Below are 12,696 nucleotides of genomic sequence, written 5' to 3' on the forward strand. Positions count from 1 at the left end.
GCCAGCAATTGCGTCGCCGCATTGATGTCAGGTGCAAAGAATCGGTCCTTCTCATAGAACGGCACTTCCTTGCGCAAAATCGCCCGTGCCTGTTCCAGCTTCGGCGAGGTCTTCAGACCGTTGCGCAGATCCAGGCCCTGCACCGCCGCCAGCCATTCCACGGCGAGAATGCCGCGAGTGTTCTCAGCCATTTCCCACAGCCGCTTGCCGGCGGCCGGGGCCATCGACACGTGGTCTTCCTGGTTGGCCGAGGTCGGCAGGCTGTCCACCGAATGCGGGTGGGACAACGCCTTGTTTTCGCTGGCCAGCGCCGCAGCGGTGACCTGGGCGATCATGAAACCGGAGTTCACCCCGCCATTGGCCACCAGGAACGGCGGCAGTTGCGACATGTGCTTGTCCATCATCAGCGAGATGCGGCGTTCGCTCAGCGAGCCGATTTCAGCGATGGCCAGGGCCATGTTGTCAGCGGCCATGGCCACCGGCTCGGCGTGGAAGTTGCCGCCGGAAATCACGTCGCCTTCAGCGGCGAATACCAGCGGGTTGTCGGAAACTGCGTTGGCTTCCACCGCCAGCACTTCAGCGGCCTGGCGGAACTGGGTCAGGCAGGCGCCCATGACTTGCGGCTGGCAGCGCAGCGAATACGGGTCCTGAACCTTGTCGCAGTTCTGATGCGAGGCGGAGACTTCGCTGCGCTCACCGAGCAGATCGCGGTAGGCCGCAGCGGCATCGATCTGCCCTTTCTGCCCACGTGCGGCATGAATGCGCGCGTCGAACGGCGAGCGCGAACCGAGCACGGCTTCTACGGTGAGACTGCCCAGCGCCACTGCACCGGCAAACAGGTCTTCGCCTTCGAACAAACCGCGCAGGGCAAACGCCGTGGAAACCTGGGTACCGTTGAGCAGCGCCAGACCTTCTTTAGCCGCTAACGTCAGCGGCGCCAGGCCGGCGACTTTCAGCGCTTCGGTGGCTTCAAGCCATTCGCCCTTGTAGCGCGCCTTGCCCTCGCCCAGCAGCACCAGCGACATGTGCGCCAACGGCGCCAGATCGCCCGACGCACCGACCGAACCTTTCAACGGAATATGCGGATAGACCTCGGCATTGATCAGCGCGATCAGCGCATCGATCACCTGCCGACGGATCCCGGAAAAACCACGGCTGAGACTGTTGACCTTGAGCACCATGATCAGTCGCACCAGCTCATCGCTGATCGGCTGGCCGACCCCGGCCGCGTGCGAGAGCACCAGCGAACGCTGCAGGTTTTCCAGGTCTTCACTGGCGATGCGCGTCGAGGCCAGCAGACCGAAACCGGTGTTGATGCCGTAGGCGGTGCGGTTCTCGGCAAGGATCTGCTCGACGCAGGCGACGCTGGCCTCGATCTGCGCGCTGGCGCTGTTGTCGAGGGTCAGTGTGACCGGGTTCTGATAGACGTCACGCAGTTGGGCCAGGCTCAGTTGGCCGGGGATCAGATTCAGCGCAGTCATTAAAATGCTCCTGTCAGGCATTGTTATTAACTACCAGTCGCTCCGGAGCATTCCGTTATCCGTCGCTTCTCGTCTTGTGAACGATCCACGCCTTGGCACGCTGGTATGGGTAGTTGTCAGTGCAAATTCGGTAGGACGTTGTGCGGCAGATTAGGGTTTTTCAACACGGTCGCAGCGGCAGCGATATCCGGCGCCAGCCAGCGGTCCTGATCGTAGGCCGGGACCGTTTCGCGCAGCAGTTTCCACGCGCGGTCGGTGCCCACGCCAAAGCGCTGTTCCTTGAGGAATTCAAACGCCTGCGCCGCCAGCAAATATTCAATCGCGAGGATCTGCGTGCAGTTTTCCAGCGCGCGATGCAGCTTCAGCGCGGCGTTGGTGCCCATGCTCAGGTGATCTTCCTGCAGGCCCGAGGTGATGTAGTTGTCGAGTACCGCCGGTTGCGCCAATTGACGGTTTTCCGCACACAGCGAGGCGGCGACGTATTGCACGATCATCATCCCCGAGTTGACCCCGGGATTGGCCACCAGAAACGCCGGCAGACCGCTGACGTGCGGATTGACCAAACGGTCCAGACGGCGCTCGGCAATCGAGCCGATTTCGGCCATGGCAATCGCCAGCAGATCCGCAGCCATCGCCACGGATTGACCGTGCGGGTTGGCCTGCGACATCACTCGGAAATTGTCCGGCGTGCCCAGCAGTAACGGGTTGTCGGTGCAGCCGTTGAGTTCGGCTTCGACCTGTTTGATCGCATGCTCCAGTTGATCACGGGCGGCGCCGTGAACCTGCGGGATCGAACGAATGCTCAGCGCATCCTGAGTGCGAATGCCTTTGCTCGCGGCGATCACTTCGCTGCCATCGAGCAAGGCGCGCAGGTTGTTGCCGACCTGCTGCATGCCCGGATGCGGCTTGAGCGCGATGATCTCGGCATCGAACGCATCGATCTGGCCGCGCTGGGCTTCGAAACTCATCGCGCCGATGACGTCGGCCCATTGCAACAGCCGCGTAGCGTCGGCAATCGCCAGGCAACTGAGGCCGGTCATGCACGGTGTGCCGTTGACCAGACACAAGCCATCCTTCGCGCCGAGCGGCACAGGTTGCAGGCCTTCTTCAGCCAGCGCCTGTTGCGCCGAAATGATCCGGCCGCGATAGCTGACATTGCCAACGCCGAGCAGCGCGATGCCGATGTGCGCCATGTGCGTCAGATAACCCACCGAACCCTGCGACGGCACCTGCGGGGTGATGCCGCGATTGAGCAGCGCCAGCAGCCCTTCGACCACACGTCGATGCAGGCCGGATTTGCCGTGGCTGTAGTTGTGGATCGCGGCGCAGATGATCGCGCGGGTCTGCTCGTCGCTAAGCACCGGGCCGACACCGCAGGCATGGCTGAGCAGGGTGTTGCGCGAGAGTTGGCTGAGCTGTTCGTCTTGCAGCGAAACGTTGGACAGACCGCCCAGACCGGTGTTGACGCCATAGGCACGCTCGCCGCTGGCGACGATGCGCTGAACGATGGCCTGAGCGTTGTCGATGCGCGCCCAGGTGTCGCTGGACAGATCCAGCGGCGCACCGTGACGGGCGACAGCGACCACGTCCTGCCAACGCAGAGGGCTGCCTGTGATAACGATTTTTTCAGCCTGGGACATCTCTAACCTCATACCAATTCTGTTGATGCCGGTAACCCTGTGGTGAGGGGATTTATCCCCGTTCGGCTGCGAAGCAGTCGTAAAACCGGCCACCGCGGTCTGTCTGACAGATTTGCGAGCATGGTTTGGGGCGGCTTCGCCACCCAACGGGGATAAATCCCCTCACCACAACGGCCACTCAGCGTCACACCACCGCCGCCCGCCGCTGTACGAACCGGTCGACATACTCATCGGCCGGCGAGTGCAGGATCTCTCTTGGCGTACCCACCTGGATCAACCGGCCATCCTTGAGAATCGCGATGCGATTGCCGATGCGCACGGCTTCGTCGAGGTCGTGGGTGATGAAGACGATGGTTTTGTGCAGGGTCTTTTGCAGTTCCAGCAACTGGTCCTGCATCTCGGCGCGGATCAGCGGGTCCAGCGCACTGAACGCTTCGTCCATGAGGATGATGTCGGTGTCCGCCGCCAACGCACGGGCGAGGCCGACGCGCTGACGCATGCCGCCGGAGAGCTGGTGCGGGTATTTGTTTTCGTAGCCTTTGAGGCCGACGGTGTTGATCCAGTGCAGCGCGCGTTCGGCGCAGACCTGCTTGCTTTCGCCACGGACTTTCAAACCGTAGGCGACGTTATCGAGCACGGTCTTGTGCGGCAGCAGACCGAAGCTCTGGAACACCATGCTGATCTTGTGTCGACGAAATTCGCGCAGGGCGTCCATGTCGTACTGCAGGATGTCCTCGCCATCGACCAGAATCGCCCCGCTGGTGGGGTCGATCAGGCGATTGAAGTGCCGTACCAAGGTGGATTTGCCCGAGCCGGACAGGCCCATGATCACGAAGATTTCGCCGGTGCCGATGCTTAGCGACAAGTCGTTCACGCCGACCACGCAACCGGTTTCGTTGAGCACCTGGTCCTTGCTCTTGCCCTGGCCGACCATGGCCAGCGCATCCTTGGCGCGGTTGCCGAAAATCTTGAAGACGTTGCGCACTTCGATCTTGCTCACGCTTGCGTTGCTCATTTGCTCACCTCGTGCCGTGGCCGACCGTACGCTTGAGTGATGCGGTCGATGACCACAGCGAGAATCACGATCGCCAGCCCGGCCTCAAGACCACGGCCGACGTTGAGGGTCTGAATCCCCACCAGTACGTCTTCACCGAGGCCACGGGCGCCGATCATCGAGGCAATCACCACCATCGACAGGGCCATCATCGTGGTCTGGTTGATCCCGGCCATGATGCTCGGCAGCGCCAGCGGCAGTTGCACGCCGAACAGTTGCTGCCAGCGGTTGGCGCCGAAGGCATTGATCGCCTCCATGACTTCGCCATCGACCTGGCGAATGCCCAGATCGGTCAAGCGAATCAGCGGCGGCGCGGCGTAGATCACCGTGGCGAAAATCGCCGGCACCTTGCCCAGGCCGAACAGCATCAGCACCGGAATCAGGTAAACGAAACTCGGCATGGTCTGCATGATGTCGAGCAGCGGCATCAGCACCGAACGCAAGCGATTGCTGCGCGCTGAGAGGATCCCCAGCGGGATGCCGATCAGCACCGAAATGATCGTCGCGACCATCATCAGCGCCAGGGTCTGCATGAGTTTGTCCCAGAGGCCGACCGCACCCACCAGAAACAACAGACCGACAATCACGGCGGTGGTCACCACTTTGCGCGTGGCGTGCCAGGCGATGACACCGACGATTGCCAGCATCAACCACCACGGCGCCGCACGCAGCAAACCTTCGAGACTGACGATGGCCCACAGCAGCGTGTCGGAGATATGCCGGAACACGTCGCCGTAGTTGGTCACCAGCGAATCGACCCAACCGTTGACCCAGTCGGCGATGGAAAAGGTAAAGCTTTCGGGAAACATAAGGGACTCTCAATCAAGGGGTTGCGATCAAGCGTCCGGCTGCCGTGCTGGCAGCCGGGAAACCTGACCTACAAGGCCGCGTCGATTTTCTTGGCTGCGTCGTCGCTCACCCATGCGTGCCAGACTTCAGGATGTTCCTTGAGGAAGATTTTCGCCAGTTTTGCCGACTCGATACGTTCCTTGGCCATGCGCCCGAGGTTCTGATTGAGCAGGTCGATCGGCAGGTTGACCTTTTCCAGCACGGCGACCAGTTCAGGGGCTTCGTCGTGGAAGGTTTTCGACAGGCCGACCTTGATGCTGACTGTCTTGTCGACGCCGGGTTTCTCTTCCAGTTTGACCGCGTCGATCTGGCCCATCAGCGGCGTCGGCGACCAGTAGTAGAAGAGGATCGGCTCGCCACGCTTGTAGCTCGACAGCACCGCTGCATCCAGCGCAGGTCCGGTGCCCGGACGGAAGTTGGTGTAGCTGTTTTCCAGACCGTAGCTCTTGAGCATTTCGCTGTTGTCGAGCTCGCAGGTCCAGCCGGCCGGGCAGTTATAGAAGCGGCCCTTGGACGGCTCTTCGGCGTCCTTGAACACGGCGGAATACTTGCCCAGGTCAGCGATGTTTTTCAGGTCCGGGGCTTTCGCCTCGAGCTTGCGCTTGGCGTCGCCTTCGATCACGTAACGCGGCACGTACCAGCCTTCGACCGCACCCACCACCGGTGCGCCGACACCGACGACCTTGCCGGCCTTCTCGGCCTTGTTCCAGACCTCGCTACGGCCGACCCATTCTTCGGCGAACACTTGAATATCGTTACTGCTCAGGGCGTTTTCCATGGTGATGGAATTGCCCGGCAGGCTGTCGGTCTTGCAGCCGTAACCTTTCTCCAGCACCACTTGCAGCACGTCGGTCAGGAGCATGCCGCTCTCCCAGTTCAGCCCGGCGAATTTCACCGGTTTGCCCGATTCGCACCAGCCGGCGGCTTGCGTCGCACCGGCACTGGCCAACAGGCCCATGGACAGCAATGTGGTCAGCAGGGTCTTGTTCGATTTCATTGTCGTGACGCTCCTAATCATGAATGGGCTTACGGCAGTTCAAGAGGCATCCAGCCTGGTCCACGTCCAGATCAGGCCTGCGCCGCAGCGCGACCGGCCCCGCTCGTTTTTGCTTGTTGGGTGCTGTTCTGCTCGACCGGCAGAATCAGGCGATCGGGCACTGCGCTGTGCCATTTCTTTGCGCAGAAGTAATAGACGGCGGCCGGCAGCACCAGGCCGATGATCCAGGAAATGTCCACATCACCGAGGGCGGCCACCAGCGGCCCGGTGTAGAACTTGGTCGAGATGAATGGCAGCTGCACCAGCACGCCGAACACGTAGACGCTGATACCGAGCAGGTTCCAGCGGCCGTAGCGGCCGTTCGGATCGGCCAGCGCCGGCACGTCGTAACGCTCGCGGGTGATGCAGTAGTAGTCGACCAGATTGATCGCGCTCCACGGGGTGAAGAAGGCGAGCAGAAACAGGATGAACGACTTGAACGCACCGAGGAACGAGTGCTGCCCGAGCAGGGCAATCAGCGTCGCCGCGCCGACGATGAACAGCACGAAGATCAGCCGCTGCATGCGAGTAACCGTCAAGTGTCCTTTGAACCCGCTGATGATGGTGGCGATGCACATGAAGCTGCCGTAGGAGTTCAGCGTCGAGATGGTCACTTTGCCGAACGCGATGCTGAAATACAGCAGCGCGGCGGTGGCGCCGGTACCGCCGAGCCCGACGATGTAGGCGACTTCATGGCCAGCGAATTGACCGTTGGCTGAAGCGGCGGCAAACACACCGAGGATCATCGCCACCTGCGCGCCGATCACCGAGCCGGCACCGGCGGCGAAAAAAGTTTTCACCGATGAAGTGGCGCTCGGCAGGTAACGCGAGTAGTCCGCTACATACGGGCCGAAAGCGATCTGCCAGGACGCCGCCAGCGACACCGCCAGCAGAAAGCTGCTCCAGCTGAAGTGGCGGATTTGCAGGAGCGCACCGACGTCGGTCTGGCTCATCAGCCGCCAGAACAGGAACACAAAAGCGATCACGCCAATCACGCTGGCGACGCGGCCGATCCAGTGGATCACCCGATAGCCGAGCACTGTGACCAGCACGATGACACTGGCGAAAATCAGGATGCCAACACTGTCGCTGACACCGAACAACTGCCCCAGCGCCTGCCCGGACAGCACCGTTCCGGTGGCGGTGAAACCCAGGTACATCAGGCATACCAGCACGATCGGAATCGCAGCGCCATAAACGCCGAATTGCACACGACTGGAGATCATCTGCGGCAAGCCCAGTTTCGGCCCTTGCGCGGCATGCAGCGCCATCACACCACCGCCGAGCAGTTGGCCGATCAACAGACCGATCAACGACCAGAACACATCACCGCCGAGCACCACGGCCAAGGCCCCAGTGACGATCGCGGTGATCTGCAGGTTGGCGCCCATCCACAGGGTGAACTGACTGAACAGACGACCGTGTCTTTCCGCTTCCGGGATGTAGTCGATCGAACGCCTTTCGATCAACGGAGTACTGCCTGCACGTTCGTTGTTAACCGCCATGATTCAACCTCTGTGGATTGCTATTCGGGTTCACTGAGCATCGGTGGAGCTGCTTTTCTGTGGGAGCGAGCTTGCTCGCGAAAGCAATCTGTCTGCCGACACAAATGTTGACTGTGCCGGCCTCTTCGCGAGCAAGCTCGCTCCCACATGAAGCAAAAGCGTATTACTTGCCGCCAGTGATCATCGGCAGATTCAGCCCCTGCTCTTTCGCACAGTCGATGGCAATCTGGTAACCGGCATCGGCATGGCGCATGACGCCAGTCGCCGGGTCGTTGTGCAGCACGCGAGCGATGCGCTCGGCGGCTTCGTCAGTACCGTCGCAGACGATCACCATCCCCGAATGCTGCGAGAAGCCCATGCCGACGCCGCCGCCGTGGTGCAAGGAGACCCAGGTCGCGCCGCTGGCGGTGTTCAGCAGTGCGTTGAGCAGCGGCCAGTCGGAGACGGCGTCGGAACCGTCCTGCATCGATTCGGTTTCGCGGTTCGGGCTGGCGACCGAGCCGGAGTCGAGGTGGTCGCGGCCGATCACCACGGGTGCCGACAGCTCACCGCTACGGACCATTTCATTGAACGCCAGACCGAGCTTGGCGCGCTGGCCCAGACCGACCCAGCAGATACGCGCCGGCAGACCCTGGAAGCTGATGCGCTCACGGGCCATGTCCAGCCAGTTGTGCAGGTGCGCGTCGTCCGGGATCAGCTCTTTGACTTTGGCATCGGTTTTGTAGATGTCCTGCGGATCACCCGACAATGCCGCCCAACGGAACGGGCCGATGCCACGGCAAAACAGCGGACGGATGTAGGCCGGCACGAAGCCCGGAAAATCGAAAGCGTTTTCGACACCTTCTTCCTGAGCCATCTGACGGATGTTGTTGCCGTAGTCGAAGGTCGGGATGCCCTGCTTCTGGAACTCCAGCATGGCTTTCACATGCACCGCCATCGACTGCTTGGCGGCTTTGATCACAGCGGCTGGTTCGGTCTTGGCGCGGGAGCGGTATTCGTCCCAGCTCCAGCCAGCCGGCAGGTAGCCGTTGAGCGGATCGTGGGCGCTGGTCTGGTCGGTGACCATGTCCGGGCGCACGCCACGCTTGACCAGCTCCGGCAGGATTTCCGCCGCGTTGCCGAGCAGGGCGATGGAAATCGCTTTGCCTTCTTTGGTGTATTTGTCGATACGCGCCAAAGCGTCGTCGAGGTCTTTGGCTTGCTCATCGACGTAACGGCTTTTCAGGCGGAAATCGATGCTGACCTGCTGGCATTCGATGTTCAGCGAGCAGGCGCCGGCCAGGGTGGCGGCCAGCGGTTGCGCGCCGCCCATGCCACCGAGGCCGGCGGTCAACACCCAGCGACCCTTCAGGTCAGCGTTGTAATGCTGGCGGCCAGCTTCAACGAAGGTTTCGTAGGTGCCCTGAACGATGCCCTGGCTGCCGATGTAGATCCAGCTGCCGGCGGTCATCTGGCCGTACATGGCCAGGCCTTTGGCGTCGAGTTCGTTGAAGTGTTCCCAGCTCGCCCAGTGCGGCACCAGGTTGGAGTTGGCGATCAGCACGCGCGGCGCGTTGCTATGAGTCTTGAATACGCCGACCGGCTTGCCCGACTGCACCAGCAGGGTTTCATCGTCGTTCAGATTAGTCAGGCTTTCAACGATCTTGTCGTAGCACTCCCAGTTCCGCGCAGCGCGGCCGATGCCACCATAGACCACCAGTTCTTTCGGGTTCTCGGCGACTTCCGGGTCGAGATTGTTCATCAACATGCGCAGCGGCGCTTCGGTCAGCCAGCTCTTGGCGGTCAGCGTGTTACCGCGTGCGGCGCGGATCTGCACGTCACGAAACTTGTTGCTGTTCTGGGTATTGTCAGTCACGAAAAAGACTCCTCAGCGATCAATCCAAACCAACCCTGGCAGTGGGCAGCAGCCTGCGCGCTGTGCTGCGCGACAAGCGAATCAGTGGACGCTGCGGAGAGTCTCGACCGACTCATACGCATACGTCTTTACTTGTACATACAAGCATATGCAATCAAGCGGCCAACTTGTTGGAGGCGTGTTCAGGAAAAATCACGGGCATGGCTGGAGAGCGCCTGAATCGAGGGTTCTGGCGTGGATGAAATTTTCCGGGAGGAGATTCTGAGGAGATGCGGCTGGGCCAGGTCAGCGTGGTTTTGCGCCACGCTGGGGCGTTCGGTAACAAGTTGGTGCGCGGAAGGGAAACAAGAGTGGGGATGGCTTGTGGCGAGGGGATTTATCCCCGATGGGCTGCGCAGCAGACCGCTTTTTTAACCAGGAATGGGGCCGCTTCGCGACCCAGCGGGGATAAATCCCCTCGCCATAGGGGTCAGCTTTGGAGAAGTTCGACTATGCAGCAAGCGCCATGGGTGGAGACTTCGACCAGCCCACTGTTACCGTCCAGTTGCAGACAATCATGCCGACCGAGCTGCGAAACGCCGTCGCCAACACGCACGTCCATCCATTCACTGACACTGAACACCAGCACCGTCGATGCCGAGCTGAAGAACCGCTGCTCGCCGTCCAGCCACTGCAACCGCGCGCTGTAACGTTGCGGCGCATAGATCAGATTGAAATCGCGAATCGCACCGCCGAGCAAGGTGCAGGACACTTGGCTTTCGCCGCTGAAAGCAAACGGGTCCAGGGGTAACAATGGCCGGGTATCGTCACCGTCGACGCACAGGGTCATGCCGTCGCCCTGCAACACGGTGATCACTCGCTGGTAACCGGCGAATGTCGAGAAACCGCCCGATTCGGTGATGTCGGCAATCGACAGACGCCAGCCGAAACCGTCCAGGCCAGCGCCAGCATCGCGGGTGATTTCCTCGGTGCTGCCGCCGCCGTTTTTCCACGGCATGCGCGGGTAGCCTTCGGCGCGTAGAACCTTCACTTGATAATTCATTTATGAAAGCGCCCTTCCAGACGATGGCGGGAACCGGGGTGGATCAAACGCGCCGCCGTCACCGGTTGACGCCCCGACCAGGTTCGCCGGCGAATCAGCAGGCACGGCTCGCCCTTTTCAATCTGCAGCAATTTGCACTCCGACGGCTCGGCAAGAATCGCTTCGACCACGTGCTCGCCCTCGGTCAGCGGCGCGACCTGATTGAGATAGGCATAGGGCGTTTGCAGGGTGAAATCCTGCTTGAGGTATTCCGGCGCGACCAGGGCGTTGACGAAACGGTCTTCGATTTGCACCGGAATGTCGTTTTCGTAATGCACGATCAGCGAGTGGAAGACTTTCTGGCCTTCGCGCATGTCCAGCGCCAGCGCGCGTTCGGAACCGGCGGCCTCTTCTTCGAGGGTGATGACCTGGCAGGTGTGGCGATGGCCGCGCGAGGCGATTTCGTCGGCGATGTTGTGCACTTCGAACAGCGCAGACTGGCTCTTCGGTTCGGCGACAAACGTGCCCACGCCTTGCATGCGCACCAACAGGCCGTCGGCGGTCATCTCGCGCAGGGCGCGGTTGATGGTCATGCGGCTGAAGCCGAGCTGGCTGACCAGTTCGCTTTCGGACGGCACGCGGTAGTGCGGCGGCCAGTTACCGCTGTCGATCTGCTGGGTGATCATCTGTTTGACGCGGGCGTACAAAGGCGCCGGACTGTCGCCCATGTTCGCGGCCAACGGAGAAACTGGAGGCGGAGTCGGCACGGTTGATCCCTGTTCATTGGATGAAAGTGACTAGCTTGCCGGAGTTTACCGGGCAGGCAAACGTCTGTATATGTATATACAAATTACACACGATGGGGTGCCGAACGATGTCCGCCTTCTTTGCCGAACGCGCACTGCTGCCTGAGGGATGGGCCAACAATGTACGTCTCGAGGTCAGCGCCGATGGCTTGTTGACCCGAATCCAGGCCGATTCCAGCGCAGACGGCGCCGAACGGCTGCGCGGGCCGTTGCTGCCGGGAATGCCCAATCTGCACTCTCACGCCTTCCAGCGCGCCATGTCTGGATTGGCCGAAGTGGCCGGCAACCCCAACGACAGTTTCTGGACCTGGCGCGATCTGATGTACCGCCTCGTCGGAAAAATCAGCCCCGATCAGCTCGGCATCATCGCCCGTCAGCTGTACATCGAAATGCTCAAGGCCGGTTACACCTCGGTCGCCGAATTTCACTACGTGCACCACGACGGCAACGGCCAACCGTACGCCGATCCGGCCGAGCTGGCCTTGCGCATCAGCCAGGCCGCCAGCGAAAGCGGAATCGGTCTGACCCTGCTGCCAGTGCTCTACAGTCATTCCGGTTTCGGTGGCCAGACGCCCAACGATGGCCAGCGTCGCTTTATCAACAGCACTGAAAACTATCTGAATCTGCAAGCGCGTTTGCAGCCTTTACTGGCGCAGCAAAAGGCGCAGTCGCTGGGTCTGTGTTTCCACTCGTTGCGCGCGGTGACGCCGCAGCAGATCAGCGAAGTGTTGGCGGCCAGTGACAAACAATGCCCGGTGCACATCCACATCGCCGAGCAGCAGAAAGAAGTCGACGATTGCCTGAGCTGGAGCGGTCGCCGTCCGTTGCAATGGCTCTACGAGAACGCTGAAGTCGATCAGCGCTGGTGTCTGGTCCACGCCACCCACGCCAACCCGGAAGAAGTCACGCTGATGGCCAACAGTCGCGCGATCGCCGGGCTGTGTCTGACCACTGAAGCGAATCTGGGCGACGGAATTTTCCCGGCGGTGGATTTTCTTGCCCAGGGCGGGCGCATGGGCATTGGCTCCGACAGCCATGTGTCGCTGAGCGTGGTGGAAGAATTGCGCTGGCTGGAATATGGTCAACGTCTGCGTGATCAGCGGCGCAATCGCTTGTATGGCGCGCAACAGCCGATGGTCGGTCGCACCCTGTATGACGCGGCGCTGGACGGCGGTGCACAGGCACTGGGGCAGCCGATCGGCGCGCTGGAAGTGGGCAAGCGCGCGGACTGGATTGTCCTGGATGGCAACGATCCGTATCTGGCGACGGCTTCGGGGGACGGGATTCTCAATCGCTGGTTGTTCGCCGGCGGCGATCGCCAGGTGCGCGATGTGCTGGTCAATGGTCAGTGGGTGGTGCGCGATGGACGGCATGCCGGCGAAGAGCACACCGCCCGAGCCTTCACCCAGGTCCTGCGCGATCTTTTAGGGTAAGAAAAGCAAAAGATCG

General features: G+C 61.3%; 10 protein-coding genes. 1 reads left to right on the forward strand and 9 read right to left on the reverse strand.

Features of this window, described 5'->3' with window-relative positions:
* From hutH (F8N49_RS19215) to hutC, 9 genes are all read right to left on the reverse strand, one after another.
* On the reverse strand, positions 1–1,481 hold a 1,481-nt coding region (hutH, locus tag F8N49_RS19215; protein WP_151552141.1), incomplete at its 3' end, for a histidine ammonia-lyase.
* 116 nt (positions 1,482–1,597) lie between these two features.
* Positions 1,598–3,121 (reverse strand): histidine ammonia-lyase, encoded by a 1,524-nt coding sequence (gene hutH / locus F8N49_RS19220; protein WP_151552143.1) that lies wholly within the window; start codon positions 3,119–3,121, stop codon positions 1,598–1,600.
* A 184-nt stretch (positions 3,122–3,305) separates the two neighbouring features.
* A complete protein-coding gene (locus F8N49_RS19225; protein ID WP_016772086.1) occupies positions 3,306–4,136 on the reverse strand; it encodes a glycine betaine/L-proline ABC transporter ATP-binding protein in 831 nt (276 codons plus the stop codon).
* Positions 4,133–4,984 (reverse strand): proline/glycine betaine ABC transporter permease, encoded by an 852-nt coding sequence (locus F8N49_RS19230; protein WP_016772087.1) that lies wholly within the window; start codon positions 4,982–4,984, stop codon positions 4,133–4,135. The genes F8N49_RS19225 and F8N49_RS19230 overlap by 4 nt, the downstream gene beginning before the upstream one ends.
* 68 nt (positions 4,985–5,052) lie before the next feature.
* A complete protein-coding gene (locus tag F8N49_RS19235; RefSeq protein ID WP_071174126.1) occupies positions 5,053–6,021 on the reverse strand; it encodes an ABC transporter substrate-binding protein in 969 nt (322 codons plus the stop codon).
* Between the two features lie 71 nt (positions 6,022–6,092).
* Positions 6,093–7,565, reverse strand: a complete 1,473-nt coding sequence (locus F8N49_RS19240) for a cytosine permease (protein ID WP_122747968.1) — start codon at positions 7,563–7,565, stop codon at positions 6,093–6,095.
* 163 nt (positions 7,566–7,728) lie between these two features.
* Positions 7,729–9,420: a urocanate hydratase gene (gene hutU / locus F8N49_RS19245; protein ID WP_122747967.1), complete on the reverse strand. Its 1,692-nt coding sequence runs from the start codon at positions 9,418–9,420 to the stop codon at positions 7,729–7,731.
* Positions 9,421–9,889: 469 nt separating this feature from the next.
* Entirely contained in the window at positions 9,890–10,462 is a 573-nt protein-coding gene (locus tag F8N49_RS19250) for a HutD family protein (protein ID WP_151552145.1), read from the reverse strand.
* The gene (gene hutC / locus F8N49_RS19255; RefSeq protein ID WP_162803449.1) at positions 10,459–11,169 is read right to left on the reverse strand and encodes a histidine utilization repressor; all 711 of its coding nucleotides are present in this window, start codon (positions 11,167–11,169) and stop codon (positions 10,459–10,461) included. The genes F8N49_RS19250 and hutC overlap by 4 nt, the downstream gene beginning before the upstream one ends.
* Positions 11,170–11,315: 146 nt before the next feature.
* Here hutC and F8N49_RS19260 point away from each other — a divergent pair, with 146 nt between their 5' ends.
* Positions 11,316–12,680: a formimidoylglutamate deiminase gene (locus tag F8N49_RS19260; protein ID WP_151552147.1), complete on the forward strand. Its 1,365-nt coding sequence runs from the start codon at positions 11,316–11,318 to the stop codon at positions 12,678–12,680.
* The last annotated feature ends 16 nt before the right edge of the window (positions 12,681–12,696 follow it).

Origin of the sequence: Pseudomonas sp. GXM4 (assembly GCF_008923895.1) — a bacterium.
GTDB lineage: Bacteria > Pseudomonadota > Gammaproteobacteria > Pseudomonadales > Pseudomonadaceae > Aquipseudomonas > Aquipseudomonas atacamensis.

Coding starts and splice junctions, on each gene's coding strand:
- F8N49_RS19260 (WP_151552147.1), top strand. CDS start 11,316: ATGTCCGCCTTCTTTGCCGAACGCGCACTGCTGCCTGAGGGATGGGCC.
- hutC (WP_162803449.1), bottom strand. CDS start 11,169: ATGGGCGACAGTCCGGCGCCTTTGTACGCCCGCGTCAAACAGATGATC.
- F8N49_RS19240 (WP_122747968.1), bottom strand. CDS start 7,565: ATGGCGGTTAACAACGAACGTGCAGGCAGTACTCCGTTGATCGAAAGG.
- F8N49_RS19235 (WP_071174126.1), bottom strand. CDS start 6,021: ATGAAATCGAACAAGACCCTGCTGACCACATTGCTGTCCATGGGCCTG.
- F8N49_RS19225 (WP_016772086.1), bottom strand. CDS start 4,136: ATGAGCAACGCAAGCGTGAGCAAGATCGAAGTGCGCAACGTCTTCAAG.
- hutH (WP_151552143.1), bottom strand. CDS start 3,121: ATGTCCCAGGCTGAAAAAATCGTTATCACAGGCAGCCCTCTGCGTTGG.
- F8N49_RS19230 (WP_016772087.1), bottom strand. CDS start 4,984: ATGTTTCCCGAAAGCTTTACCTTTTCCATCGCCGACTGGGTCAACGGT.
- F8N49_RS19250 (WP_151552145.1), bottom strand. CDS start 10,462: ATGAATTATCAAGTGAAGGTTCTACGCGCCGAAGGCTACCCGCGCATG.